This window comes from Stenotrophomonas sp. Y6 (assembly GCF_022436665.1).
Classification (GTDB): Bacteria; Pseudomonadota; Gammaproteobacteria; order Xanthomonadales; family Xanthomonadaceae; genus Stenotrophomonas; species Stenotrophomonas acidaminiphila_A.
Genome location: NZ_JAKUKB010000010.1, coordinates 151,357 through 175,426 on the forward strand (window position 1 = coordinate 151,357; position 24,070 = coordinate 175,426).

The 24,070-nt window shown below is 69.9% G+C and carries 22 protein-coding genes; 14 read left to right on the top strand and 8 right to left on the bottom strand.

What is annotated here, in order from left to right; translation table 11 throughout:
- The first annotated feature begins 344 nt into the window (after positions 1 to 344).
- The 3 genes from MKP15_RS13585 to MKP15_RS13595 all read left to right on the top strand — a co-directional run bounded on the left by MKP15_RS13585 (position 345) and on the right by MKP15_RS13595 (position 4,063).
- The gene (locus MKP15_RS13585; RefSeq protein ID WP_240213069.1) at positions 345 to 1,190 is read left to right on the top strand and encodes a hypothetical protein; all 846 of its coding nucleotides are present in this window, start codon (positions 345 to 347) and stop codon (positions 1,188 to 1,190) included.
- Complete coding sequence (gene plsB / locus MKP15_RS13590) at positions 1,190 to 3,802, top strand: glycerol-3-phosphate 1-O-acyltransferase PlsB (protein WP_161614585.1); 2,613 nt, start codon at positions 1,190 to 1,192, stop codon at positions 3,800 to 3,802. The genes MKP15_RS13585 and plsB overlap by 1 nt, the downstream gene beginning before the upstream one ends.
- Positions 3,803 to 3,865: 63 nt before the next feature.
- Positions 3,866 to 4,063 (top strand): hypothetical protein, encoded by a 198-nt coding sequence (locus MKP15_RS13595; RefSeq protein WP_161614586.1) that lies wholly within the window; start codon positions 3,866 to 3,868, stop codon positions 4,061 to 4,063.
- 25 nt (positions 4,064 to 4,088) lie between these two features.
- On the opposite strand, the gene MKP15_RS13600 is transcribed toward MKP15_RS13595, so the two are convergent.
- From MKP15_RS13600 to MKP15_RS13610, 3 genes are read right to left on the bottom strand one after another with little or no spacing between them, the layout of a single operon-like run.
- Entirely contained in the window at positions 4,089 to 4,295 is a 207-nt protein-coding gene (locus tag MKP15_RS13600) for a YdcH family protein (RefSeq protein WP_240213070.1), read from the bottom strand.
- A gap of 17 nt (positions 4,296 to 4,312) precedes the next feature.
- Positions 4,313 to 5,782 carry a CehA/McbA family metallohydrolase gene (locus MKP15_RS13605; RefSeq protein WP_240213071.1) on the bottom strand — a complete coding sequence of 490 codons (1,470 nt, stop codon included), beginning with the start codon at positions 5,780 to 5,782 and terminating at the stop codon, positions 4,313 to 4,315.
- Complete coding sequence (locus tag MKP15_RS13610; protein ID WP_240213072.1) at positions 5,782 to 8,328, bottom strand: TonB-dependent receptor; 2,547 nt, start codon at positions 8,326 to 8,328, stop codon at positions 5,782 to 5,784. The genes MKP15_RS13605 and MKP15_RS13610 overlap by 1 nt, the downstream gene beginning before the upstream one ends.
- Positions 8,329 to 8,458: 130 nt before the next feature.
- Between MKP15_RS13610 and ttcA the strand changes: the two genes are divergently transcribed.
- The 3 genes from ttcA (at position 8,459) to MKP15_RS13625 (ending at position 11,214) form a co-directional block, all read left to right on the top strand.
- Positions 8,459 to 9,370, top strand: a complete 912-nt coding sequence (gene ttcA, locus MKP15_RS13615) for a tRNA 2-thiocytidine(32) synthetase TtcA (RefSeq protein WP_199776740.1) — start codon at positions 8,459 to 8,461, stop codon at positions 9,368 to 9,370.
- Between the two features lie 94 nt (positions 9,371 to 9,464).
- Positions 9,465 to 10,373, top strand: a complete 909-nt coding sequence (locus tag MKP15_RS13620) for a recombination-associated protein RdgC (protein WP_104939995.1) — start codon at positions 9,465 to 9,467, stop codon at positions 10,371 to 10,373.
- A gap of 52 nt (positions 10,374 to 10,425) precedes the next feature.
- The gene (locus tag MKP15_RS13625) at positions 10,426 to 11,214 is read left to right on the top strand and encodes a SprT family zinc-dependent metalloprotease (RefSeq protein WP_240213073.1); all 789 of its coding nucleotides are present in this window, start codon (positions 10,426 to 10,428) and stop codon (positions 11,212 to 11,214) included.
- Between the two features lie 41 nt (positions 11,215 to 11,255).
- Here MKP15_RS13625 and MKP15_RS13630 read toward each other — a convergent pair whose 3' ends face one another.
- Together MKP15_RS13630 and hemH are read right to left on the bottom strand one after the other, a co-directional pair.
- On the bottom strand, positions 11,256 to 12,113 hold the full coding sequence (locus tag MKP15_RS13630) for an alpha/beta hydrolase (protein ID WP_240213074.1): 858 nt from the start codon (positions 12,111 to 12,113) through the stop codon (positions 11,256 to 11,258).
- Positions 12,110 to 13,072: a ferrochelatase gene (gene hemH / locus MKP15_RS13635; RefSeq protein ID WP_104939992.1), complete on the bottom strand. Its 963-nt coding sequence runs from the start codon at positions 13,070 to 13,072 to the stop codon at positions 12,110 to 12,112. The genes MKP15_RS13630 and hemH overlap by 4 nt, the downstream gene beginning before the upstream one ends.
- A 301-nt stretch (positions 13,073 to 13,373) precedes the next feature.
- Here hemH and MKP15_RS13640 point away from each other — a divergent pair, with 301 nt between their 5' ends.
- The 5 genes from MKP15_RS13640 to MKP15_RS13660 all read left to right on the top strand — a co-directional run bounded on the left by MKP15_RS13640 (position 13,374) and on the right by MKP15_RS13660 (position 16,087).
- Positions 13,374 to 14,273: a lipid-binding SYLF domain-containing protein gene (locus MKP15_RS13640; RefSeq protein WP_240213075.1), complete on the top strand. Its 900-nt coding sequence runs from the start codon at positions 13,374 to 13,376 to the stop codon at positions 14,271 to 14,273.
- A gap of 75 nt (positions 14,274 to 14,348) precedes the next feature.
- A complete protein-coding gene (tatA, locus tag MKP15_RS13645; protein ID WP_104939991.1) occupies positions 14,349 to 14,576 on the top strand; it encodes a Sec-independent protein translocase subunit TatA in 228 nt (75 codons plus the stop codon).
- A gap of 16 nt (positions 14,577 to 14,592) precedes the next feature.
- The gene (gene tatB / locus MKP15_RS13650) at positions 14,593 to 15,027 is read left to right on the top strand and encodes a Sec-independent protein translocase protein TatB (RefSeq protein WP_240213076.1); all 435 of its coding nucleotides are present in this window, start codon (positions 14,593 to 14,595) and stop codon (positions 15,025 to 15,027) included.
- Positions 15,024 to 15,767 carry a twin-arginine translocase subunit TatC gene (tatC, locus tag MKP15_RS13655; RefSeq protein ID WP_240213077.1) on the top strand — a complete coding sequence of 248 codons (744 nt, stop codon included), beginning with the start codon at positions 15,024 to 15,026 and terminating at the stop codon, positions 15,765 to 15,767. The genes tatB and tatC overlap by 4 nt, the downstream gene beginning before the upstream one ends.
- Before the next feature lie 98 nt (positions 15,768 to 15,865).
- Positions 15,866 to 16,087: a hypothetical protein gene (locus MKP15_RS13660; RefSeq protein WP_240213078.1), complete on the top strand. Its 222-nt coding sequence runs from the start codon at positions 15,866 to 15,868 to the stop codon at positions 16,085 to 16,087.
- Here MKP15_RS13660 and MKP15_RS13665 read toward each other — a convergent pair.
- The 3 genes from MKP15_RS13665 to MKP15_RS13675 all read right to left on the bottom strand — a co-directional run bounded on the left by MKP15_RS13665 (position 16,074) and on the right by MKP15_RS13675 (position 19,593).
- The gene (locus MKP15_RS13665) at positions 16,074 to 16,967 is read right to left on the bottom strand and encodes a BPSS1780 family membrane protein (RefSeq protein WP_240213079.1); all 894 of its coding nucleotides are present in this window, start codon (positions 16,965 to 16,967) and stop codon (positions 16,074 to 16,076) included. The two genes, MKP15_RS13660 and MKP15_RS13665, sit on opposite strands and share 14 nt — an antisense overlap.
- A 140-nt stretch (positions 16,968 to 17,107) precedes the next feature.
- The gene (locus tag MKP15_RS13670) at positions 17,108 to 17,827 is read right to left on the bottom strand and encodes a glutamine amidotransferase (protein ID WP_240213080.1); all 720 of its coding nucleotides are present in this window, start codon (positions 17,825 to 17,827) and stop codon (positions 17,108 to 17,110) included.
- Positions 17,824 to 19,593 carry a GspE/PulE family protein gene (locus MKP15_RS13675; RefSeq protein ID WP_104939983.1) on the bottom strand — a complete coding sequence of 590 codons (1,770 nt, stop codon included), beginning with the start codon at positions 19,591 to 19,593 and terminating at the stop codon, positions 17,824 to 17,826. Before MKP15_RS13675 ends, MKP15_RS13670 begins: the two co-directional genes overlap by 4 nt.
- A gap of 121 nt (positions 19,594 to 19,714) precedes the next feature.
- Here MKP15_RS13675 and glyQ point away from each other — a divergent pair, with 121 nt between their 5' ends.
- The 3 genes from glyQ (at position 19,715) to MKP15_RS13690 (ending at position 23,929) form a co-directional block, all read left to right on the top strand.
- Positions 19,715 to 20,626 (top strand): glycine--tRNA ligase subunit alpha, encoded by a 912-nt coding sequence (glyQ, locus tag MKP15_RS13680; RefSeq protein WP_104939982.1) that lies wholly within the window; start codon positions 19,715 to 19,717, stop codon positions 20,624 to 20,626.
- Positions 20,623 to 22,842 carry a glycine--tRNA ligase subunit beta gene (gene glyS / locus MKP15_RS13685; protein WP_240213081.1) on the top strand — a complete coding sequence of 740 codons (2,220 nt, stop codon included), beginning with the start codon at positions 20,623 to 20,625 and terminating at the stop codon, positions 22,840 to 22,842. Before glyQ ends, glyS begins: the two co-directional genes overlap by 4 nt.
- 820 nt (positions 22,843 to 23,662) lie before the next feature.
- The gene (locus MKP15_RS13690; protein ID WP_240213082.1) at positions 23,663 to 23,929 is read left to right on the top strand and encodes a hypothetical protein; all 267 of its coding nucleotides are present in this window, start codon (positions 23,663 to 23,665) and stop codon (positions 23,927 to 23,929) included.
- The last annotated feature ends 141 nt before the right edge of the window (positions 23,930 to 24,070 follow it).

A 24,070-nucleotide genomic window follows, 5' to 3' on the forward strand; every position in this document is an offset into this window, starting at 1 on the left:
AAGCGGGCGCGTAGGCTGTGCCCCGTCCCGGCCCTGCCGGTGATGTGTCACATGTCCCCGGCTCCGCCGGCTTGAGGAGGTTCGCCACCGGCAACGGGGCGGCCTCTTTTTTTTGCCTGCAACCCGGGCGGCGCCGGTTTCGCGTCCGCGCTTGCCGCTGTCACCGTGCAGGCCGCAAGATGCGACGGCCCCGGGGGAGGACCAACGACGCCATGCCACGCCGTTCATCTCGCAGCCGTTCGCGTCTGGTCCTGCTCTCCCTGTGCGCCGTGGCGGTCCTCGCCGCCGGGTGCCGGCGCACGCCCGAGCCCTTGCCGGGTGCGGCCACCGAGCCGGCAGCGGCCGTGCGCCAGCTGGTCCAGCACCTGCACGACAACGACCTGGCCGGCTATGCCCGCGCGGCGGTGCCGCCGGCGCAGTACACGGAGCTGGAGGCGGCCTGGGCCCAGGGCCACAGCCGCTGGCCGCTGGACCAGTTGCCCCTGCACGACAAACTGCCGGCGCTGCTGGCCACGCTGTCCGCGCCCGATGCCGAAACCCGGCTGCAGCGCGCGTTCAAGGCGCAGATCGCCGGGCAGGCCGCCGGCGTGCGCCAGGCCGCGCACTCGCTGGGCCTGTTCGGCGAGCAGTACATCAGCCACCAGGGCGACTACAGCGACGACGAACGCGCCCACTACGTGCAGCTGGTCAAGGCACTCAGCGCCTGGGCGCAGGCCGCGCCGCTGTCCGATCCCAAACTGGCCCGCTCGACCATCACTACCCTGACCACCGCCGCGCGCGCCACCGGCCTGGACAGCGACGCCGCGCTGCAGGCGGCGGGCATGACCGGCAGCCTGCAGCGGCTGTCACCGTTCGCCGCGGCCAGCAAACAGGTGCTGGCCAGTTATGGCTTGTCGCTGGACGACAGCGTGGCGCAGATGCGCACCGGCCTGGCCAGCCAGGACGGCGACCATGCCGTGGTCCACGTGCAGTACCCGCTGGCCGGCCACGACATCGACCTGCAGGTGGCGCTGCAGCGCCGGGAGGGCCACTGGTACCTGGCCCGCACCCTGGCCGAAGTGGACGCGGTACTGGCGGCCGCGCGTGCCGCCGCGCCGCCACCGGCGGACACCGTGTCCCCCGGGGCCGGCACCGCCGCCGACGCGGATGCCCACGCCGGGAACAGCCGGGCGGCGGCAGCTACGCCATAATGTCGCCGATGTCGAAACAGAATCCAGGGCCCGACCAGGGCGAACTCCTGCCGCCGGGCGACACCAGCGCCGCGGCCGCCTCCCCCCTGCCGGCCACGGCCGGCCGACCGCCCGTACGCCCGGGCCGGCGCCCGCTGTGGGCGCGCCTGCTGGGCCGCCTGATCGAGCCGTGGCTCGGCCTGAAGATCGAGCCCGAGCAACTGCAGCACGACCCGGCGCAGCCGGTGGTCTACGTGCTGGAGGACTACGGCCTGTCCAACGCGCTGATCCTGGACAAGGCCTGCCGTGACGCGGGCCTGCCGTCGCCGCTGGTGCCGCTGGCCGGCGACCCGACCGGGCGCAAGCGCGCCTATGTCGCGCTGTCGCGGCGCTCCAGCAACAACGCGCTGATCCCCGAGCAGCGCGGTGCCCGCACCCATTCCGACTCGCTGGCGCGGCTGCTGCAGGCGCACCGCGCCAACCCGGCGCTGGACGTGCAGCTGGTGCCGGTGTCGATCTTCGTCGGCCGCGCGCCGGACAAGCAGAGCGGCTGGTTCGCGGTGCTGTTCTCGGAAAACTGGGCGCTGGTCGGCCGCTTCCGCCGCCTGCTGGCGGTGCTGCTCAACGGCCGCGACAGCATCGTGCGCTTCGCCGCGCCGATTTCGCTGCGCGAGACCGTGGAAGAGGGGCTGGAGCCCGAACGCACCGTGCGCAAGCTGCAGCGCGTGCTGCGCGCGCACTTCCGCCGCATCCGTGAATCGATCATCGGCCCGGACCTGTCCACCCGCCGCCTGCTGGTGGACAAGGTGCTGGAAGCCGAGCCGGTGCGTGAGGCCATCGCCGCCCAGGCCAAGCGCGACAACTCCCGGCCGGCCGATGCCTGGAAGAAAGCGCAGGGCTATGCCTGGGAGATCGCCGCCGACTATTCCAGCCCGGTGGTGCGCTCGGCCAGTTTCATGCTGACCCACGTCTGGAACCGCATCTACGCCGGCGTGCTGGTCCACCACCTGGACAAGTTCAAGGAAGCCGCGCCCGGGCACGAAGTGATCTACGTGCCCAGCCACCGCAGCCACATGGACTACCTGCTGCTGAGCTACCTGTTGTACGACCGCGGCATCGTGCCGCCGCACATCGTGGCCGGCATCAACCTCAACCTGCCGGTGGTCGGCACGCTGCTGCGCAAGGGCGGCGCGTTCTTCATCCGCCGCAGCATCCGCGGCAACGCGCTGTACTCGGCGGTGCTGAGCGAATACGTGGCGCAGCTGGTGGCCGGTGGCTATTCGATCGAGTACTTCGTCGAGGGCGGGCGCTCGCGCACCGGGCGCCTGCTGCAGCCCAAGGGCGGCATGATCTCGATGACCCTGCGCGCGTTCCTGCGGCAGCCGCGCAAGCCGGTGCTGTTCCAGCCCATCTACATCGGCTACGAGAAGCTGATGGAGGGCAACAGCTACCTGGACGAGCTGTCCGGGCGGCCGAAGGAAAAGGAGTCGATCTGGGCGCTGCTGTGGGGCATCCCCAAGGTGCTCAAGCAGAATTACGGCCAGGTGGTGGTCAACTTCGGTGAGCCGATCGCGCTGAACGACGTGCTGGCCGAGAAGGCGCCGGAATGGGATGGCCAGCCGGTGTCCGAGGACGAGAAGCCGTCGTGGCTGTCTAGCACGGTCGATACCCTGGCCGAGCAGATCCAGGTACGCATCAACGGCGCCGCCGACGTCAACCCGATCAACCTGCTGGCGCTGGCGCTGCTGTCCACGCCCAAGCACGCCATGGGCGAGGCCGACCTGATCGCGCAGATCGAGCTGTGCAAGAAGCTGCTGGTGGAGCTGCCGTATTCGGACCGGGTGACGGTCACCCCGCATTCGCCCGAGCGCATCATCGCCCACGCCGAGGAGATCAACGTCCTCACCCGGGTCAAGCACCCGCTGGGCGACGTGCTCAGCGTCAGCGGCGATACCGCGGTGCTGCTGAGCTATTTCCGCAACAACGTGCTGCACCTGTTCACCGCGTCCTCGTGGGTGGCCTGCTGTTTCCAGAACAACCGCCGCATGAGCCGCGCCGGCCTGCTGCGGCTGGGCCGCGGGCTGTACCCGTTCCTGCAGCAGGAGCTGTTCCTGCCGTGGACCGAGGACGAATTCGCCGCGCGCATCGAGCAGACCATCAACGTGTTCGTGCGCGAAGGCCTGCTGCAGCAGGTGGGCGAGGACGAGGGCGGCATGCTCGCGCGCAGCACCGGCCAGACCGATGAAGTATTCCGCCTGCGCGCCATCGGCCACTCGCTGCAACAGGCGTTCGAGCGCTATTACATCGCCATCTCGGTGCTGGTGAAGAACGGCCCCGGCGTGCTCGGCGCGGCCGAACTGGAGAGCCTGTGCCAGCAGGCCGCGCAGCGCCTGAGCCTGCTCTACGCTCCGGCCGCGCCGGAGTTCTTCGACAAAACCCTGTTCCGCGGTTTCATCCAGAAGATGCGCGAGCTGCGCCTGGTGTGGCCGGACGAGAACAGCAAGCTGCTGTTCGACGAGCGCCTGGACGCCTGGGCCAAGGACGCCAAGTTCATCCTCGGCCGCGAACTGCGCCACACCATCGAGCGGGTGAGCCCGGAGGCGGTGAAGCCGGAGGAACCGGCGGCGGGCTGAGGATTCCCCTGCACCGGGCAGTGGAAGGAGACGGCAATGCGGCCATCGGATTTTTTTTGGGGGGTGGCGATCGCCAGCGTGTTCGCCGCGCTGCACGCCCTGCGCCCGCCGCGTGATGTTTCCGCCTTGCCCGACCCGTCGGACGCGGTGAAGGCGCTGCTGCGCAGCGGGAACAGGATCGCCGCGATCCGGGCCTACCGCCGGCAAAGCGGTGCATCGCTGCTGGAAGCGAACCGGGTCATCGCCCGCCACGCGGCCTGAGTGGCGGGCGTGGCGGCGCTGCGGTTCAGGCCGGCTCGTCGGGAATCAGCATGCTTTCCAGGCGGGCGATGCAGTCCTTGAGCTGCAGCCTGCGCTTCTTCAGCCGCTTCGCGTCCAGTTCGTCATCCGGGTTGGCGGCGAGCCTGCCGATGCGTTCGTCCAGGCTGCGGTGCTCGGCCCGCAGTTCGGCGATGCGCTGGCTGATCTCGGCGAGGGACGGCAGCTCGGACATGCCGCCAGCTTAGCCGGTCAGCGGGACCAGTTCACGTACACCGGATTGCCCAGCATCAACAGGCTGCCGTCGGCATCGCGCGCATCCACGCGCAACCAGTGCCGCTTGCCATCCGAGCGCCAGCGCAGGCTGGCCCGCTGGCTGCCGTCCGCGCCGGTTTCCACCGTGGCGGGGTGGCGCTGGCCGTCGATGACGAACTCGACGCGCAGCGGGCGGGGATAGTCCAGCTCGGCGTGCACGGTGGCCCACTGTCCGGCGGCCAGGTCCCGTTGCTGGCCCATCCCGGTGCGCTGGCCGTCCGCGCCACGCAGCCACAGGTCCAACCGGCTGCCGGCGACGTTGCGCACGTCCACCACCACCCGCCCCTGCCTCAGCGCGGCGAGGATCGCGTCGCGCGACAGCGCCGGCGCATGCACCAGGGTGGCGGGCCGGCCGATCGGCGAGGGGCCATCGGCCGCGCCCGGATCATGGCTGTCGCTGCCGCCGATGGCGGTCATGCGCCGGCCCTGCTGCAGCTGTTGCTCCCAGAAGCCGACGCCCGCGCGCGGGCCATCGGCCTGGCTGGCATTGACCACCTCCACCGCGGCGACCGCGTCCATGTCCACCGGTCTGGCGGGGGTCCAGCCGCAGCCCATGCACGCCTCGCCCGAGGCCAGCGCCGGGTGGTTGATCGACAGCAGCGCACCGCTGTCGTTGACCTGGCGCAGCAGCGGGTTCCAGTCGGGCAGGGTGTCGCCGAGCCGGAACGGCAGCGGCCCGTTGACGCCGAACACGTTGGCGTGGCCCTGGAAGGTGGTGACCTCCATGCCCGGAATCAGCAGCAGGCGGTCGAACCATGGCTGGTGGCGGGCGAGCTCCTCCAGGTGCGAAGCCGTGTTGTGCTCGGTGACCGCGACGAAATCCAGGCCCTGCCGCGCCGCCGCCTGCAGGCTCAGGAACAGCGGGCAGGGCACCTTGTTGCCCTGCTGGCTGGCGCAGCTGCCGTCGCTGTGGGTGCTGTGCATGTGCAGGTCGCCGCGGTACCAGGCCGGTTCCTCGCGCAGCACCTGCGGCACGCGGTCCCTGCCGGCCTGCACTTCGCCCTCGTCCCACAGCGTCACGCTGACGGTGTAGGGCGTGCGTGCCGTGGCACGGATGTTGGGAATGCCGAGCAGCACCTTCCACTGGCCTGCCGGCAATGCGCCGGGCAGGTAGCCACCCGTGGCGTCGTAGCGGGAAACCGTGACCGCGCGCCGCGAACCGCCGCTCCAGCCGCGGAAGCCCTGTGCGTCCAGCAGCCCGAGGTCGATGACGGTGCGCTCGCCGGCGCCGTCATGATGCAGGGTGATGTCCACCCTGCCGGTGCCCTCGGGCACGCCGAACGGCAGCTCCAGGTAACGTTGATGGTCCTTGCCGCTGAGCGTGCCCTGCAGTTGCAGGGTCTGCGCGGCGTGGGCGCCGGGGCTGGCGGCAAGTGCCGCCAGCATCATCGCGGACAGGGCGCGCATCAGAACCGGTACATCAGGGCCAGGCGGTAGTTGCGGCCCAGCAGTGGCCGCGCGATGAAGGCGCTGGCACCCGCGTCGCTGCTGGCCAGCTCGCCGGCGCGCGGATTGCCCTCGGTCAGGCCCAGCGAGTTGCTGACGTTGTCGATGTAGCCGTACATCGACACGCGGTCGGTCAGCTCGTAACGCGCGCTGAGGTTGAGCAGCCGGTAGGACGGCAGCCGCACCGAGTTGGCGGTGTCCACGTAGCGCTCGCCCTGGTGCTCGGCGGCGGCCTGCAGGCGCAGGCGCTGGTCGAGCAGGTTGAGGCCGGCGACCACGCGCGCGCCCAGCTCCGGTACCCGGATCAGCTGGTTGCCGACGAAATCGCGCAGCACCGGCGCGCCATTGACCAGTTCGCTGTAGCGCAGGTCGCGGTACTGCGCATCCTGCCAGGTGGCGTTGACGCGCAGGTCGAACCAGTCGCTGGGATACCACGCCGTCTCCAGTTCCAGGCCGAACGTGCGGGTGCTGGCATAGCCGGCTTCGCGGGTGGACACGCCGGTGTCCGGGTTGAAGCGGTAGTTGCTGAAGCCGACGTTGTCGTACTTGGTGTAGAACGCCGTGGCGTAGGCGCTGAACAGCGGGTTGGCGAACTTGAAGCCGACTTCGGCCAGGTCCATCGTCTGGGTGTCGGCTGCCTTGCCGTTGGCCGCTGCGCAGGCGGCGACGGTCGCCGCCGAGGTCGGGTCGCAGTTGTCGTTGCGGGTGAGGTAGTTGCCCAGGCTGGGCAGGCGGAACGCCGAGGTCCAGCGGCCGAACACGCCCATGCCGTCGTTGAACTGCCAGTTGGCGCCGACCGACCAGCCCAGGTCGTGTGACGCCAGGTCGTGGTTCACGTACAGGCCCGAGCCGGTGAGCATCTGCGAGGTCGCCAGGGTGCCGCCGTTGACGCTGCGGCGCACCTCGTTCCAGCCGCTGCTGCTGGCCTTCTCCCAGCGCAGGCCGCTGTCGATGCGCAGCCTGTCGTTCACCTGCCACTCGTCGCTGACATAGAAGGCCTGGGTCTTCTGTTCGCCGGAGGCGTTGTTCCACTCGTAGCCGTAGCGCCACACGCCGTTGTCGCTGAGCGTGCGCACCACGTTGCCGTTGGCATCCAGCGCGACCAGGTCGAGCAGGCGGGCGTTGTTGGCCGCATCCATCAGCACCGAGGACGAATAGCGGGTGTAGTCCTCGCGGGTGGAGGCCAGGTAGTAGCCCACGGTGAGGTCGTGCTGCTGGCCACCGAGCGCGAAGCTGCGCATCAGCCGCGTGTCGCTGACGAACTCGCGCACCGGGATGTCCAGCCCGCGCAGGCCGCCGACCACCAGCAGGCCGTTGCCATTCTGGCTGGCGGTGTCGAAGCCGCCGCTTCCATTCACGTAGCGCAGGCCCAGCGCGGTGGCGCCCGGCACCGACGCCAGCAGCTGTTTCTGCCCGGCGAGGAACGTGGCCGCCGGCGTCAGCGAGTTGGGGAACACGCCGTTGCGGATGGTGTCAGTGCGGCTGAAGCGCGCCGATTGCGCCAGTTCCCAGTCGCCGCCCAGTGCGGTCTCCAGCTTGAACGTGAGCTGGTCGCGTTTCACATGGGTGCCTTCGCTGTTGTCGAAGTCCCAGCCGCGGCCATCGGCGGTCTTCATCGACAGGTAGCGCGTTTCCGGGCCGGCCAGCGTGCCATGGTTGCCATCGAAGCCGGGCACCGCGCGGATGTCGCCGTTGCCGTTGGTGTACATCGGGATGCCCAGGTACAGGGCAACGCGGTCATCCATGCGCTTGGCGTCGATGCTGAAGCGCCCGCCCTCGAATTCCCGGGCCAGGTTCAGCCGGAACTGGCCGCCGTCGTTGCTGTTGAAGCCCGGGTCGCGCACGCCGTCCTCGACCCGGTAGAAGCCTCCCAGTAACAGCTTCCAGCCATTGGCCAGCGGGCTGCCGTAGGCGAAGTCCAGGCGGTTCAGGCCGCTGTCGCCGGCGGTGTACTTGAACACGCCGCTGGCGTCCTCGCCGACCTGGCGCGGGATGAAGTTGATCGCACCGGCCGGCGCGTTGGAATACATCACCGACGCCGGGCCGCCGCGGACCACCTCGATGCGTTCGATGGTCTCGTCCAGGCGGAACGCCTGGTCGCCGTTGAGGTAGCCCAGCGCCGGGTCATGCACCACCGGGATGCCGTCTTCCAGCAGGGTGACCGAGCCGAAGCCGTCGACCGGGATGCCGCGCGCGCGGATGTTGCCGCTGGCCTCGCCGCCGGAGGCTTCCACCCAGAACCCGGGCACCGACTTGAGCGCTTCGGTCACGCTGGTCGGTGCCTGCATGCGCAGCTGCTCTTCCTCGATGTTGGTGATCGAGTAGCTGGTCTCGGCCTTGGTGCGCACGCCGGTGCCGCTGCGGCCGGTGACGATCACCGTATCCAGGTCCTTGGCGGAGGAGCGGGAGGCGCTGGCGGCCTCCTGGGCGAGCACGGAAGCCGGAGCAAGGGCGGAGGACAGCAGCAGCGCACGGCAGACAGCGGAAGCAAGACGGTTATCGAGCACGATGGACCCAGGGGCTGGACGGGGGAGCCCGGGATGCTGTCAGCGCGGCGTGACGTCGCCATGACGCTTTTGTGCCAGCCCGTGTCACCCGCCGCTGTGGAGCGGTGGGCCAGCCGGTAGAATGCATGCGATGAGTGCCGTCATTCCCCTTCCCGATCCCGCCCCGCGCGCCCGCGATCCACGCGTGGCCGAACGCGAACACCACAAGCTCGGCAAGCGCCTGCGCCGCCAGGTCGGCCAGGCCATCGCCGACTTCGGCATGATCGAGGCCGGCGACAAGGTCATGGTCTGCCTGTCAGGCGGCAAGGACAGCTACACCCTGCTGGACATCCTGCTGCAGCTGCAGAAGAAGGCGCCGGTGCCGTTCGAGCTGGTCGCGGTGAACCTGGACCAGAAGCAGCCGGGATTCCCCGAGCACGTGCTGCCGGAGTACCTGGCCGGCATCGGCGTGCCGTACCACATCATCGAGCAGGACACCTATTCGGTGGTCAGCCGGGTGATCCCGGAAGGCAAGACCATGTGTTCGCTGTGCTCGCGCATGCGACGCGGCTCGCTGTACAGCTACGCCGAGGCCAACGGTTTCACCAAGATCGCGCTGGGCCACCACCGCGACGACATGGTGGCCACGTTCTTCATGAACCTGTTCCACCACGCCAAGATCTCCGGCATGCCGCCCAAGCTGCGCAGCGACGACGGCAAGCATGTGGTGATCCGCCCGCTGGCCTACGTGCGCGAGAGCGACATCATCGATTACGCGGCGGCGCGCCGGTTCCCGATCATCCCGTGCAACCTGTGCGGCAGCCAGGAGAACCTGCAGCGCAAGCAGGTCGGGCTGATGATGCAGCAGTGGGAGAAGGACCACCCCGGCCGCATCGAGCAGATCGCACGCGCGCTGGGCGACATCCGCCCCTCGCAGATGGCCGATCCCAACCTGTTCGATTTCATGGCGCTGGGCCGCCGCGACGACGCGCCGCTGCCCGATGCGCACGCATGGCTGGCCGGCGGCGACAAGCAGGCCGCGCTTCCGCAGGAAGAGGACTGAGGCGGCGCGGCCGTCATGATTCATGCGCCGCGTCGCGGCGCTTTTTCCGGGCGGGAGGATTCCTTCCGCCGATCACGCATTTCGCAGGACATCCATGTTCTTCAAGAATCTCACCCTGTTCCGCTTTCCCACCTCGGTTGATTTCTCCGAGGTCGACACCCTGCTGCCGCACGTCGCGCTCAAGCCGGTCGGTGCGCTGGAAATGAGTTCGCGCGGCTTCATCTCGCCGTTCGGGCGCGAAGAGAAGGAGCAGTTCTCGCACCGCATCGGCGATGCGCTGTGGCTCACCGTCGGCGGCGAGGAGAAGATCCTGCCCGGCGCGGTGGTCAACGACCTGCTGGCGCGGAAGCTGGAGGAGATCGAGGAGAAGGAAGGGCGCAAGCCCGGCGGCCGCGAGCGCAAGCGGCTCAAGGATGACCTGCTGCACGAGCTGCTGCCGCGCGCCTTCGTCAAGAGCTCGCGCACCGACGCCTTCCTCGACCTGCAGCACGGTTACGTCGCGGTGGACAGCTCCAGCCGCAAGACCGGCGAGAACGTGATGAGCGACATCCGCGGCATGCTCGGCAGTTTCCCGGCGATGCCGCTGAACGCCGAGGTCGCGCCGCGCGCGATCCTGACCGCGTGGATCGCCGGCGAGCCCCTGCCCGACGGCCTGAGCCTGGGCGAAGAGTGCGAGATGAAGGACCCGGTCGAGGGCGGCGCGGTGGTCAAGTGCCAGCACCAGGAACTGCGCTGCGACGAGATCGACAAGCACCTGGACGCCGGCAAGCAGGTCACCAAGCTGGCGCTGGTGTTCGAGGACAACCTGTCCTTCGTGCTCGGCGACGACCTGATCGTGCGCAAGCTCAAGTTCCTCGACGGCGCCCTGGACCAGCTCGAACACATCGACGAGGAAGGCCGCCGCGCCGAACTCGACGCCCGGTTCGCACTGCAGAGCGGCGAGATCCGGCGCCTGTTCCTGCTGCTGGAGCAGGCGTTCAAGCTGAGCAAGGCCGACAGCTGAACAGGCGATCCGCCGACCGTCCCGGCGGCCGCCCAGGGACTATGCTGGAGCAATGACCACCCTGTTCCGCCGCCTGGCCTCCGTCGCCGCGCCCGTCATCCAGCGCGACACCGTGCGGCTGCGCCTGGACGATGCCGAGATCGACGTGCTGCGCGTGCGCGACCCGCGTGCGCGGCGGCTCAAGCTCAGCGTCGATGAACGCGGCGCGCGGCTGACCCTGCCGCTGCGCGCCAGCCTGGCGTCCGGCGAGCGCTTCCTGCAGGCCAACCGGCAGTGGCTGCAGCAGCAGCTGGCGCGGTTCGATGGCGAGGGCCTGCTGGCGCCGCCGCTGGCATTGCGCGAACCCGGCGTGCTGCCGCTGCGCGGGTCGTTGCTGCCGGTGCGCTGGCAGGAAGGCCGTTTCACCCGGATCGAGGTGGATGCCGGAGGCGCCTGCATCCAGCTGCCGGCGCGGGCCGGCGACGCTTCGCTGCGGCGCGTGCTGCGCGAGTTCTACGAGGCGCGGATGCGCGCCGATGTCGGGCACTGGCTGCCCGCTTACCTGCCGGGGCTGCCACGCGCGCCCGCGCGGGTGCGGCTGAAGGTGATGTCCTCGCAGTGGGGCTCGCTGGCGCCGGACGGTTCGATGGCGCTGGACCTGGCGCTGGCGCTGGCGCGGCCGGCGGCGTTCGAGTACGTGCTGGTCCACGAGCTGTGCCACCTGCTGCAGGCCAACCATTCGCCGGCCTTCTGGGCCGAGGTGGAGGCGCGTTTCCCGCACTGGCGGCACGAACGCGACTACCTGCGCGAGGAAGGCCGCCGGCTCAAGGCGACCCTGCGGCAGTTGCTGCGCGGCGCCTGACGCAGCCGCCTGGCGCGCATCCGCGCGCGGTCGCCGCGGCCTCAGCCGCCGGGAATCGTCCCGAGGAAATCGCGGATCACCACCGCCACCGCTTCGGGCTGGTCCATGTGCAGGTGGTGGTGCCCGGGCAGCGTGTGCAGGCGGCCATGCGCCAGCAACGCCGCGCGCTGGCTGCGCTCGGGCTCGGGAAAGTAGGGTTGCGCCGGCGTGGCATAGATCACCTGCGCCGGGCATTGGATCGCGCCCAGCACGTCGCGCACCTGCTCTTCTGTCATGCGCACCGCGGTGGGCAGCATCAGCCGCGGGTCGCTGCGCCAGCTCCAGCCCCCGGCGACCGGGCCCACGCCGCGTTCAACCAGCAGCCGCGCCGAGGCCTCGTCCAGCTGGTTGGCCAGCATGCGCGCGCGCACCGGCGCGGCGATATCGGCAAACACGCGCAACTGCTTGTCGCTGAACGCGGCCAGTGCCGCCACGTGCGCGCGCAGGCGTTCGACGGTCTGCGAGGCGGGTGCGGCAAGGCCGCCCAGCGCCTCGATGGCGACCAGCGCCTGCGTCCGCCGTGGCGCCACCGCCGCCACCAGGCTGGCGATCGCCGCACCCATCGAGTGGCCCAGCAGCACGCAGCGCTCCCAGCCCAGCGCGTCCATGATCGCCAGTACCTGCACGATCGCCTGCGGCGTGGTGTACGCCGCGTCGGCAGGCAGAGGGTCGCTCAGGCCGTGGCCGGGCAGGTCCACCAGCGCCCAGTCCAGCGCCGGCAGCCGCGCCGCCAGCGGGACGAAGCTGGCGGCGTTGTCGAGCCAGCCGTGCAGTGCCAGCACCGGCGTGCCGCCGCGGGTGCCGGCGCGGAGCCCGGCCACGCGCAGGCCGCCGGCGTCCAGTTCGAACGGCGTGGTCATGCGCCTTGGGCGACGGCCAGCGCGGCCAGCGCGCGGGCATGTGCGGGAGCGTCGTTCAGGCAGGGGATGTAGCGCATGGTGGCGCCGCGCTCGGCGACGGTGGCGGTGAAACCCATCGCCACTTCCTCCAGCGTTTCCAGACAGTCGGTGGCGAAGCCCGGGCAGACCACGTCCAGCGTCCGCGCGCCGCCCTCGGCCAGCGCCCACAGCGTGGGTTCGGCATAGGGCTGCAGCCAGCGCTCGCGGCCGAAGCGCGACTGGTAGGCCAGCTGCCAGTCGCCGTCGCCCAGTTCCAGCGCCGCGGCGATCGCCCGCGCGCTGGCTTCGCAGCGCTGCGGATACGGGTCGCCAGCGTCCGCCAGCCGCTGCGGGATGCCATGGAAGGAGAACACCAGGCGGTCGCCGCGGCCGTGCGCCTGCCAGTAGTCGCGGATCGAGGCGGCCACCGCCGCCACCCATTGCGGGTCGTCGGCATAGTCGCGGATGGTGTGGACCTGTACGTCGCGGTGGCGGGCCTGCCACTCCTGCACCTTGTCCTCGACCGAGGCCGTGGTGGTGGTCGAATACTGCGGGTACAGCGGCAGCACCACGATGCGCGTGGCACCGGCCGCGGCCAGCGCGTCCAGCGCCGGCTGCAGCGCCGGCTGGCCGTAGCGCATGGCCTCGCGTACCTGCCAGTGCGGCAGTTCGCGGGCGATGTTGGCCACCAGGCGGCGGGTATGCACCGCCAGCGGCGAGCCCTCCGCCATCCACACCTGTGCGTACTTGTGCGCCGAGCGGCCGCCGCGCAGCGGCAGGATCAATCCATACAGCAGCGGCTTCCACAGCAGGGGGGGAATCGAGACCACGCGCCGGTCGCCGAGGAACTCGGCCAGGTAGCGACGTACCGCCGGGGCGGTGGGTGTCTCGGGCGTGCCTAGGTTGACCGCGAGCAGCGCGGTGGTGGGTGCGTCGGACATGCGCGCATTGTGGCTGAAAGCCGGGAACGAGTGGAGAGGGACGAGAGGGCAGAGTAGGGGAAGGGGAGTGGGGAGGCAGGAGTGAGAGAGAAGCAACGGCAAAGCCCAAAACCAAGGCTGTCATCCATGACAAAAGGTAGAGTCGTCATCCGCCGTGCAGGCGGGAATCGCTCCTGCTCTGCCTTTTCTCACTCCTCACTTCTCTTCACTCGCCCTCGTCCATTCCTCGCCCGTTCATCGCCCCGCTTCCAATCTCGACACCTTGCCGTATCTTTCCGTGCATCGACCTGTGGAGTCCGCCATGCGCCGCCTGCCGTACATCGCCCTGCTGTTGTCCGCGAGCCTGTTGTCCGCCACCGCCCTGGCCGGGCCGCAGGAGGACCAGCGCGCCCGCAACGCCGTGCGCGTGCTCGGCGAGATCCAGGAGATCCCGGAGCAGGCCATTCCCGACAAGCTGCTCGACGAGGGCCGCGCGATCATCGTCATCCCCGACACGATCAAGGCCGGGCTGGTCCTCGGCGGCCGCCGCGGGCATGGCCTGATGTCGGTCAAGAACCCCGATGGCAGCTGGTCCAACCCGGTGTTCGTCAAGCTCACCGGTGGCAGCATCGGCTTCCAGGCCGGGGTGCAGTCCTCCGACGTGATCCTGGTGTTCCGCAACAACCGCAGCCTGGACAACATCGTCAACGGCAAGTTCACCCTGGGCGCCGACGCCGGCGTGGCCGCCGGCCCGGTCGGCCGCAGCGCCGCCGCCGCCACCGATGGCCAGCTCAAGGCCGAGATCTGGTCGTGGTCGCGCGCCCGCGGGCTGTTCGCCGGGGTGGCGCTGGATGGCGCGGTGCTGTCCATCGACGATGCCGCCAACCTCGACGCCTACGGCCAGGGCACCACCCCGCGGATGATCCTGGAGGGGCGCCTGAATGCGGCGCCTTCGGCCGACGTGGTCGCCTTCCGCGACCGCCTGGAGGAGTCCACCTACGCCGCGCGCGAGAAGCGCGGTACCCAGGGCACCGCCGCGCCGGTGGCGTCGTCGGCGCCGCGCACCCAGCCGGTCGCCGTGTCCGGCAACGCCCCGCAGCAGGGCAGCGAGGCGACCACCCAGCCGCTGCAGCCGGCCACCGCCGAGCCCGCGCCGCAGCAGGGTTTCCAGCCGGTGTCCGAAGGCGAAATCCGCACCGAATCGCTGGACGGCGGCAACTGACCTTCGGCACGGGCGTCCGGCGGGGCCGGGTGCGCTATGCTCACTGGCCTCCACACCGAATAACGCGAGCGGATCATGGGCAGTTTCAGCATCTGGCATTGGTTGATCGTGCTGGTCATCGTCGTGCTGGTGTTCGGCACCAAGCGGCTGACGAGCGGCGCCAAGGATCTGGGCAGCGCGGTCAAGGAATTCAAGAAGGGCATGCGCGATGACGACACCCCGCCGGCGCGCCTGAACGACGAATCGCGCGAGCGCGAATCCAGCCGCGATACGCAGGCCGAGCGCGACCGCGAGACGCGCTGAACCGAAGGTTCCCCGCGTGTTCGATATCGGCTTCAGCGAACTGCTGCTGATCGCGGTGGTGGCGCTGGTGGTTCTGGGCCCCGAACGGCTGCCCAAGGCGGCGCGCTTTGCCGGGTTGTGGGTGCGCCGTGCGCGCAACCAGTGGGATTCGGTCAAGCAGGAGCTCGAGCGCGAACTGCAGGCAGAGGAGCTGCAGCGCAACCTGCGCAGCGTGCGCCAGTCGGTGCAGCAGGCCGAGCGCGACCTGCACGAGGGTGCCACCCGGCTGCGCGGCGACGTCGATGCGCTGCGCGATGAAGTCGATGCCGTTGCCGCGCCCGCGCCGCCCGCCGCCGATGCAGCCGCGGACCCGGCGGCGCAGGCGCTGCCGGCGCCTGACGCCGTGCAGACCCCGGCAGCGGACATGACCGGAACGACGGGCGCAGCGCTGCCGCCGGAGCGCGCCCCATGAGCGAGAACTTCAACGAAAGCCCGCTGATCGAGCACCTGGTGGAACTGCGCGCGCGCCTGGTGCGCGGGCTGCTGGGGCTGGGCGTGGTGCTGCTGGCGCTGTTGCCGTTCGCGCGCACGCTCTACAACCACCTGGCCACGCCGCTGGTGTCGCAGCTGCCGGCCGGGCAGTCGATGATCGCCACCAATCCGGCCGGGGCGTTCTTCGCGCCGCTCAAGCTGACCTTCTTCACCGCCGTGTTCATTGCCGTGCCGTGGCTGCTGTACCAGGCCTGGGCATTCGTCGCGCCGGGCCTGTATGCGCGCGAGAAGCGCCTGGCGGTGCCGCTGCTCGCCTCGGCGGTGGCGCTGTTCTACATCGGCTGCGCGTTCGCCTATTTCCTGGTGCTGCCGGCGGTGTTCCATTTCCTGACCACCTTCCGCCCGGAGGTGATCGCCATCACCCCGGACGCCAATGCGTATTTGGATTTCGTGCTGGCGATCTTCTTCGCTTTCGGTGCGAGCTTTGAGCTGCCGGTGGCGATGGTGATCCTGGTGCTGCTGGGCTGGGTCACGCCGCAGCAGCTGCGCGAGGGGCGCGGCTACGCCATCGTCGGCATTTTCGTGCTGGCCGCGGTGCTGACCCCGCCGGACGTGGTTTCGCAGCTGATGCTGGCCATCCCGATGTGCGTGCTCTACGAGCTGGGCATCCACGCCGCGCGCTGGCTGCAACCGCGCAAGCAGCCGGTTTCCGAACCATAGGCAGGCGCGCGGCCGCGCACGACGCCATGCCACCGCCTGGCCGGCGCGGTTGCGTACCGCACCGCCGCCGTGGCGCGGCTCAGGCTTTGATGACGTGCATGTCCGGCGCCGCTGCCGTCCTGGCCGCGGCCGGGCCGAGCATCTGTTTCCAGGCCGCATACGCCGCGCCGGCGAACAACCGGCATCAGCACGGCCACTGTGCCAACGCCATGGCCACGGTCTGGCCGGCCACCAGGCCGACGATGATCGCCAGGCACGACAGCCTGGCCGGCGCGGTTGCGTACCGCTCCGCCACCGTGGCGCGGCTCAGGCTTCGATGACGTGCATGTCCGGCGCCGCTGCCGTCTTGTCCGCGGACGGGCCGAGCATCTGCTTCCAGGCCGCGTACACCGCGCCGGCGAACACCGGCATCAGCACGGCCATCAGCAGCAGCTGCGCCAACGCCATGGCCACGGTCTGGCCGGCCACCAGGCCGACGATGATCGCCAGGATCATCACCGCGAAATAGATCGCGAAGATGGCGACGAAGGCCAGCACGAAGAACACCAACATCGCCGGCAGGTTGCGCAGGCTCGAGCGCAGGCTGCGGCGCAGCGCGTGCCAGCCGCCGATGCGCTGGAACATCACCTGCGGCGGCATCACGAACAGCGCCAGGGTCAGTGCGGCGAAGGTGGCCAGCATCAGCAGCAGCCACAGCAGGATGCGCCCGGCCGGCAGCGTCGCCACCAGCGCCTCGATCTGCGCCGGGTCCGGCTGCGCGCCGGACTGGCTCAGTTCGTTGATCCGCAGCATCACCTCCGACAGCCGCTGCAGGCCGTCGCTGCCGACCAGCACCAGCAGCAGCGTGCCCAGCAGCAGCGCGGCCACCAGCTGCGGCAGCAGCGCCACCAGCAGGTGCGGGGCGCGGCCTTCGCGCACGCCCTCGAGCAGGTGCGCCGGCCGCGCCGGCCGGTTCTGGTCCACTTCGCGCACGGCCCACAGCAGGCCGCCCATGAACAGCGGCCCGGCCAGCAGCAGCAGGAACTGCACCAGGGTGCCCAGCGCCGGCACCAGCAGCGACAGCGACAGCACCAGCGAAGCGCCCACGCCCCAGAGGATGCCCAGCGAACCCAGCGCCAGCGGCGCGCGCCTGAGCAGGCCGAAGCCGGCCAGCAGCCATTCCGCGCCGGCGGAGGCCGGCACCTTGCGAATATCGCCCATTGCAGTTCCGAAAAGGGGGAGCGCCGGCACCACGCCGGCGTGGGCGGATTATCGCCCGAACCCGGCTGACGGGCGAGTCGCGCCGCGGAACCCCGCATTCCGCCAGCGGCGCGGAGCCGGTGCGCGCGCCGGCGCGGGCATCACACCGCGCGGGCGTGGCGCACGAAACGGCGCAGCAGCTGGCGTGCCTGCGGCGCGGCGCTGACCTGGCGCGCCACGGCGCGCGCGCAGCCGCCGTGGCGGGCAATGCAGTCGGCGCGGGCGCGCACGTAGCCGCGCATGTGGTGGGTGGCGAATTCCGGGTGGAACTGCAGGCCCCAGGCGTGCTCGCCCCAGCGGAAGGCGTGGCAGCCGTCCTGCGCCGAACGCGCCAGCACGGTGGCGCCGGCCGGCGCCTGGAGCACGGTCTGCAGGTGGGTGGCCTGGGCCGGGAAGCTGGGGGGCAGGCCGGCGAACAGCGGGTCGGCGGCGGCGGCCGGGTCCAGTTCCAGGCGGATGGTGCCCGATTCGCGCCCGGCCGGGTTGTAGTCCACCTGCCCGCCGAGCGCATGCGCCAGCAGCTGGTGGCCGTAGCAGATGCCCAGCAGCGGCATCCCGGCGTGGGCGGCGTCGCGCAGCCAGTCGGCGCTGCGCTCGCTCCACTCGGCGCGGTCGGTGACGAACGCGGCCGAGCCGGTGACGATGGTGGCGGCGAAACCCTGGCGCGCGGGCAGGCGTTGACCCTGTTCGACGTTGACCACCACGGTCTCGGCCTGTTCCAGGCCCGCGGCGACGCGGATCCAGTGCGGGAAACGGCCGTAACGGCGCAAGCTCGGGAACGGCTGCCCGGTTTCGATGATGAGGAACGGCGGGGGTTTCATTCCGCTGGGGGCAGGACCGACAGGACTTCCTCGATTGTAGTCAGCCCCTGCGCCACCTTTTCAAGCCCGGTCCGGCGCAGCGTGCGCAGCCCCTCGGCGCGTGCGGCGTGGCTGAAACCGGCCAGGTCCATGTCCGCGCGGATCAGCGAACGCAGCCGCGGGCCCAGTGGCAGCAGCTCATACAGGCCGATCCGGCCCAGGTAGCCGGTGCGCCGGCACTCCAGGCAACCCACCGGCGCACAGGCGTGGATGGCATCAGGTAATGCCTCATTGCCATCACGCAGCGGCGCCCAGTCCTCGTCGTCGAGCACGTCGGCGCGCTTGCAGTGCGGGCACAGCGTGCGCACCAGCCGCTGCGCCAGCACACCGTTGACGGTGGAGGCGATCAGGTAGTGCGGTACGCCCAGGTCGAGCAGGCGGGTGATGGCCGAGGGGGCGTCGTTGGTGTGCAGGGTGGACAGCACCAGGTGGCCGGTCAGCGAGGCCTGCACCGCCATCTGCGCGGTCTCCAGGTCGCGGATCTCGCCGATCATGATGATGTCCGGGTCCTGGCGCAGCAGGGTGCGCACGCCGCTGGCGAAGTCCAGGTCGATGTTGGTCTGCACCTGCATCTGGTTGAACTCGGGCGCGATCATCTCGATCGGGTCCTCCACCGTGCACACGTTGACGTCCGGCGTGGCCAGCCGCTTGAGCGTGGAGTACAGGGTGGTGGTCTTGCCCGAGCCGGTGGGGCCGGTGACCAGCACGATGCCGTGCGGGCGCGCGACCAGTTCGTTCCAGCCGGCGGCCTCCTCCGGGCTGAAGCCCAGCTGCTCGATGCTCTTGAACGCCGCGTCCGGGTCGAAGATGCGCATCACGCACTTCTCGCCGAACGCGGTGGGCATGGTCGACAGGCGCATCTCGACCTCGCGCCCGCCCGGGGAGCGGGTCTTGATGCGGCCGTCCTGCGGGCGCCGGCGCTCGGCCAGGTCCATGCGCCCGAGCACCTTGATGCGGCTGACCACGGCGGTCATCACCGCCGGCGGCAGCTCGAACACCTTGTGCAGCACGCCGTCGATGCGGAACCGCACCCGGCCCATGTCGCGGCGCGGTTCCAGGTGGATGTCGCTGGCGCGCTGCTCGTAGGCGTACTGCAGCAGCCAGTCGACGATGCTGACCACGTGGTGGTCGTCGGCGTTGACGTCGCCGGCGCGGCCCAGTTCCACCAGCTGCTCGAAGCTGGGCAGGCTGCTGCCGTCGCCGCGCGCGTCGCTGCGGGCACTGCGCACCGAGCGGGTGACGCCGAAGAACTCCATCGAGTAGCGGTGCAGGTCCAGCGGGTTGACCAGCACGATCTCGATCCGGCGCCGGGTCAGGTGCTGCAGGTCGGGTATCCAGTCGCGCGCCATCGGCTCGCTGGTGGCCACCAGCACCCGTTCGGCGTCCATCGCCAGCGGCAGGATCCGGTGGCGCCGGGCATAGGCGTGCGAGACCACGGCGGTGGCGTTGGCCACGTCCACCCGGGTCGGGTCGATGCGCAGGTAGCGGACCCCGGTGCGGCCGGCCAGCCACTCGGTCAGCCGCTCCAGCCCGAGTTCGCCGGAAGCCGGGGGCGCGGCGGCCAGCTTGAGGTTGGCCAGCAGCACCAGCGGGTGCACCTCGCTGGCGTTGCGCGCGCCCTGCGCGGAGAAGCGGATGCGCTCCTGGTCGTGCGCGGCCACCAGGCCGTCGCCCAGCACCGCCGCGGCGATGTTGGCGAACTGCAGCCGGCCGGGGGCGATGGCCACCGGGGATGGCGGGGTCGGGACGCTCGATGCGGCCGTGTGTTCCACCTGAAACTCCTTGCTGGCGCGGCCGCCGCGCGGTCGCTCGCTATACTAGCGCACCCATCCGTACGGCCCAGGCAGCATGTCCGCGACTCCCACCGTTCCCATCACTTTCCAGGGCCTGATCCAGACCCTCAACGACTACTGGGCGAAGCAGGGCTGCGTGCTGATCCAGCCGCTGGACCTGGAAGTGGGTGCCGGCACCTTCCACCCGGCCACCTTCCTGCGCTCGATCGGCCCGGAAAGCTGGAACGCCGCCTACGTGCAGCCCAGCCGCCGCCCCACCGACGGCCGCTACGGCGAGAACCCCAACCGCCTGCAGCGCTATTACCAGTACCAGGTGGCGATGAAGCCGAGCCCGGACAACATCCAGCAGCTGTACCTGGATTCGCTCAAGGCGCTGGGCATCGACCCGCTGGTGCACGACCTGCGCTTCGTCGAGGACAACTGGGAATCGCCGACCCTCGGCGCCTGGGGCCTGGGCTGGGAAGTGTGGCTCAACGGCATGGAGGTCACCCAGTTCACCTACTTCCAGCAGGCCGGCGGCCTGGAGTGCAAGCCGGTGCTGGGCGAGATCACCTACGGCCTGGAGCGGCTGTGCATGTACCTGCAGAACTGCGACAACGTCTACGACCTGGTGTGGACCTACGGTCCGGATGGCACCCCGGTCAGCTACGGCGACGTCTACCACCAGAACGAGGTGGAGCAGAGCACCTACAATTTCGAGCATGCCGACGTGGCCGAAATGTTCCACCGCTTCGACGCCTGCGAGCAGGAAGCGCAGAAGCTGGTCGAGGCCGGGCTGCCGCTGCCGGCCTATGAACAGGTGTGCAAGGCCAGCCATTCGTTCAACCTGCTGGACGCGCGCCGCGCCATCTCGGTGACCGAACGCCAGCGCTACATCCTGCGCGTGCGCGCGCTGGCCCAGGCGGTGGCCAAACTGTACGAGGCCAAGCGCCTGGAAGCGGTGGCGGCCAAGGAGGTGCAGGCATGAGCATGCAGCCGCTGCTGATCGAACTGGGCGTGGAGGAGCTGCCGGTCAAGGCGCTGCCGGGCCTGGCGCAGGCGTTCTTCGACGGCGTGATCGACGGGCTGGCCCGGCGCGGCATCGCCTTCGAGCGCGACGACGCCAAGCCGCTGTCCACCCCGCGCCGCCTGGCGGTGCTGCTGCCGGGCGTGGAAACCGAACAGCCCGAGCAGCACTCGGAAGTGTTCGGCCCGTACCTGAACATCGCGCTGGACGCCAATGGCGAACCGACCAAGGCGCTGCAGGGCTTCGCCGCCAAGGCCGGCATCGACTGGACCGCGCTGGAGCGCACCACCGACGCCAAGGGCGAGCGCTTCGTGCTGCGCTCGGTGACGCCGGGCGCGAAGACCGCCACGCTGCTGCCGGAGATCGTGCGCGAGGCCATCGCCGCGATGCCGATCCCCAAGCCGATGCGCTGGGGCGCGCACGAATACGCCTTCGCCCGCCCGGTGCACTGGCTGGTGCTGCTGCACGGCAACGACGTGGTCGACGCCGAGCTGCTCGGCCTGAAGTCCGACCGCTTCAGCCGCGGCCACCGCTTCATGGCCGACAAGCAGGTGTGGCTGAGCCACCCGTCCGATTACATCGAATCGCTGAAGGCGGCCTGCGTGCTGGTCGACGCCGACGCGCGCCGCGAGCGCATCGTGCACGAGGTCAACGCCGCCGCGGCGCAGGCCGGCGGCGTGGCGCGCATCACCGACGACAACCTGGAGCAGGTGGTCAACCTGGTCGAATGGCCGTCGGCGGTGCTGTGCAGCTTCGAGCGCGAGTTCCTGGCGGTGCCGCAGGAAGCGCTGATCGAAACGATGGAGATCAACCAGAAGTTCTTCCCGGTGCTGGATGCCGCCGGCAGGCTGACCGAGAAGTTCATCGGCATCGCCAACATCGAATCGAAGGACGTGGCCGAGGTGGCCAAGGGCTACGAGCGGGTGATCCGCCCGCGCTTCTCCGACGCCAAGTTCTTCTTCGACGAGGACCTCAAGCAGGGCCTGGCGGCGATGGGCGAAGGCCTGAAGAGCGTCACCTACCAGGCCAAGCTGGGCACGGTGGCCGACAAGGTGCAGCGGGTCGGCGCGCTGGCGCAGGTGATCGCGCCGCAGGTGGGCGCCGACCCGGTGCAGGCCAGGCGTGCCGCCGAGCTGGCCAAGAACGACCTGCAGTCGCGCATGGTGGGCGAGTTCCCGGAACTGCAGGGCATCGCCGGCCGCCACTACGCCGTGGCCGGTGGCGAATCGCCCGCGGTCGCACTGGCCATCGACGAGGCCTACCAGCCGCGCTTCGCCGCCGACGACATCGCCGCCTCGCCGCTGGGCAAGGTGCTGGCGATCGCCGAGCGCCTGGACACCCTGGCCGGTGGCTTCGCCGCGGGGCTGAAGCCGACCGGCAACAAGGACCCGTTCGCGCTGCGCCGCAATGCGCTGGGCCTGGCGCGCACGATCATCGAGTCGGGCTTCGACCTGGACCTGCCGGCGCTGCTGGTGAAAGCGTTCTGGGGCGCCGGAAGGTGTCAGCTTGTTGTTCAACGACGGGAGAAACTGGCAAAAATTGGCCAGATGAATGAGCTAGAACGGACCGTACTGCTGGCTCATCTACAGAATCCGATGGATGTCCAATATCAAGATTGGGATGAAGAAGACAAGCTGGATCCTGGTGTTGTTGCGCCCGAAAGGCTAGATGAGCTCTACGACTTCATCCTCGACCGCCTGCGCGGCTACTACGCCGACAGGGGCGTGCCGGCCACGCACTTCAACGCCGTGGCCGAGCTGAAGCCGGCCTCGCTGTACGACTTCGACCGCCGCATCGACGCCATCGGCACCTTCGCCCAGCTGCCGGAAGCCGAGGCGCTGGCCGCGGCCAACAAGCGCATCCGCAACATCCTGCGCAAGGCCGAGGGCGACATCCCCGGCACGATCGACCCGGCGCTGCTGCGCGAGCCGGCCGAGAGCGAACTGGCCGAGGCGGTGGCCGCCGCAATCGACGACACCGGCGCGGCGCTTGCGCAGAAGGACTACGTCAGCGTGCTGGGCCGGCTGGCGCGGCTGCGGCCGCAGGTCGATGCGTTCTTCGACGGGGTCATGGTCAACGCCGAGGACCCGGCGCTGCGTGGCAACCGCCTGGCGCTGCTGCGCACCCTGGGCGACCGCCTGGGCAGCGTCGCGGCGATCGAGCACCTGTCCGGCTGAGACCGCACCCTTCCCCCGCACGGCGGGGGAAGGGTCTTGCTGGTGTGGCCTGAAAGGCTGCAATCGATGCCAATAAGGCAACACTTGGTTCGATGAACTCGGCACTGGCCAACATCCTGTTTCCTGGATGCCGACGCGGCGTATTGGGCCTGCTGTTGCTGCATCCGGAGAACAGCTATCACGTGCGCGAAATCGCCCGCCTGACCGCCACTACACCCGGAACTCTGGCCCGCGAACTTTCCAAACTGGTGGAAGCGGGTCTGCTGACCCGCAGTCCGCAGGGTAGCCAGGTGCTCTACGCCGCCAATACCCCGAGGTGTTTGAGGAACTGGCCTCCATCCTGCGCAAGACTACGGGCTGGCCGAGGGGCTGGCGCAGGCGCTTGCGCCGCTGGCGGGGCAGGTCCGCGCAGCTTTCGTGTTCGGCTCCAGCGCCAGCGGCAAGACCCGCCCAGGCAGTGATGTGGACGTGCTGTTGATCGGCGGGGATCGGGGTACGCCGAAGTGGTCTCGGCGCTGTATCCAGCGCAGGAAACCCTGGGTCGGGAGATCAACCCGAAGCTGTATTCAGCGACGGAATGGCGGAAACTTGCCACGGGCGATGGCGCGTTCTACCGCGACGTGATGGCCAGGCCCAAGCTGTTCCTGATAGGAGGCGAGGAGGAACTTGGATAGCGGGTCAGGATCGGCCAGTTGGAGCAGGTCGCGGCGCAACCGGGTGACGGCAGCGCCTGCTGGAGGCGGCGCAACGCGCGCTGCGGGACGCCGGCACGCCTGGCCTGAGCCACGAAAGCCGTTTCGACATCGCCCATCGCGCCATCATGCAGGCGGCCAAGGCTGCCCTGCGGTCCAGCGGCTATTGCACCCTGACCAGCAAGCCCGGCCATCATCAGACGAGGATCCAGGCCCTGCCGTTGACCCTGGGCCTGGTCAAGAGGGTGGTCATCCAGCTCGACGCACTGCGCAAACAGCGCAACGTGATCGGTTACAGCGGCGATCTGGTCGGGGAGGCGATGATCATCGAGGCTCGGCGGCATGCGGCGGCATTGATCGAAGCGGTAACCCGTCAGAACCGCTCCAGCGGATAGTAACTGTGATTATTGGGACCCGGCGGATCGTCCGCAGCCGCCAGCCGCTGCCCCGCGACAACGCAATTCCGTAAGACGTGGGTCGTGAAAGGAATGGAGCAAGGTATCGTCGCAACGGTCCCGTCCTGGCCGGGCAGAAAG

Coding starts and splice junctions, on each gene's coding strand:
- MKP15_RS13640 (WP_240213075.1), top strand. CDS start 13,374: ATGCGCCGCCTGCCGTACATCGCCCTGCTGTTGTCCGCGAGCCTGTTG.
- MKP15_RS13605 (WP_240213071.1), bottom strand. CDS start 5,782: ATGCGCGCCCTGTCCGCGATGATGCTGGCGGCACTTGCCGCCAGCCCC.
- MKP15_RS13665 (WP_240213079.1), bottom strand. CDS start 16,967: ATGGGCGATATTCGCAAGGTGCCGGCCTCCGCCGGCGCGGAATGGCTG.
- glyQ (WP_104939982.1), top strand. CDS start 19,715: ATGTCCGCGACTCCCACCGTTCCCATCACTTTCCAGGGCCTGATCCAG.
- hemH (WP_104939992.1), bottom strand. CDS start 13,072: ATGTCCGACGCACCCACCACCGCGCTGCTCGCGGTCAACCTAGGCACG.
- MKP15_RS13600 (WP_240213070.1), bottom strand. CDS start 4,295: ATGTCCGAGCTGCCGTCCCTCGCCGAGATCAGCCAGCGCATCGCCGAA.
- MKP15_RS13660 (WP_240213078.1), top strand. CDS start 15,866: ATGTCCGGCGCCGCTGCCGTCCTGGCCGCGGCCGGGCCGAGCATCTGT.
- MKP15_RS13670 (WP_240213080.1), bottom strand. CDS start 17,827: ATGAAACCCCCGCCGTTCCTCATCATCGAAACCGGGCAGCCGTTCCCG.
- MKP15_RS13620 (WP_104939995.1), top strand. CDS start 9,465: ATGTTCTTCAAGAATCTCACCCTGTTCCGCTTTCCCACCTCGGTTGAT.
- plsB (WP_161614585.1), top strand. CDS start 1,190: ATGTCGCCGATGTCGAAACAGAATCCAGGGCCCGACCAGGGCGAACTC.
- MKP15_RS13630 (WP_240213074.1), bottom strand. CDS start 12,113: ATGACCACGCCGTTCGAACTGGACGCCGGCGGCCTGCGCGTGGCCGGG.
- tatA (WP_104939991.1), top strand. CDS start 14,349: ATGGGCAGTTTCAGCATCTGGCATTGGTTGATCGTGCTGGTCATCGTC.
- tatC (WP_240213077.1), top strand. CDS start 15,024: ATGAGCGAGAACTTCAACGAAAGCCCGCTGATCGAGCACCTGGTGGAA.
- MKP15_RS13690 (WP_240213082.1), top strand. CDS start 23,663: ATGCAGGCGGCCAAGGCTGCCCTGCGGTCCAGCGGCTATTGCACCCTG.
- MKP15_RS13625 (WP_240213073.1), top strand. CDS start 10,426: ATGACCACCCTGTTCCGCCGCCTGGCCTCCGTCGCCGCGCCCGTCATC.
- glyS (WP_240213081.1), top strand. CDS start 20,623: ATGAGCATGCAGCCGCTGCTGATCGAACTGGGCGTGGAGGAGCTGCCG.
- ttcA (WP_199776740.1), top strand. CDS start 8,459: ATGAGTGCCGTCATTCCCCTTCCCGATCCCGCCCCGCGCGCCCGCGAT.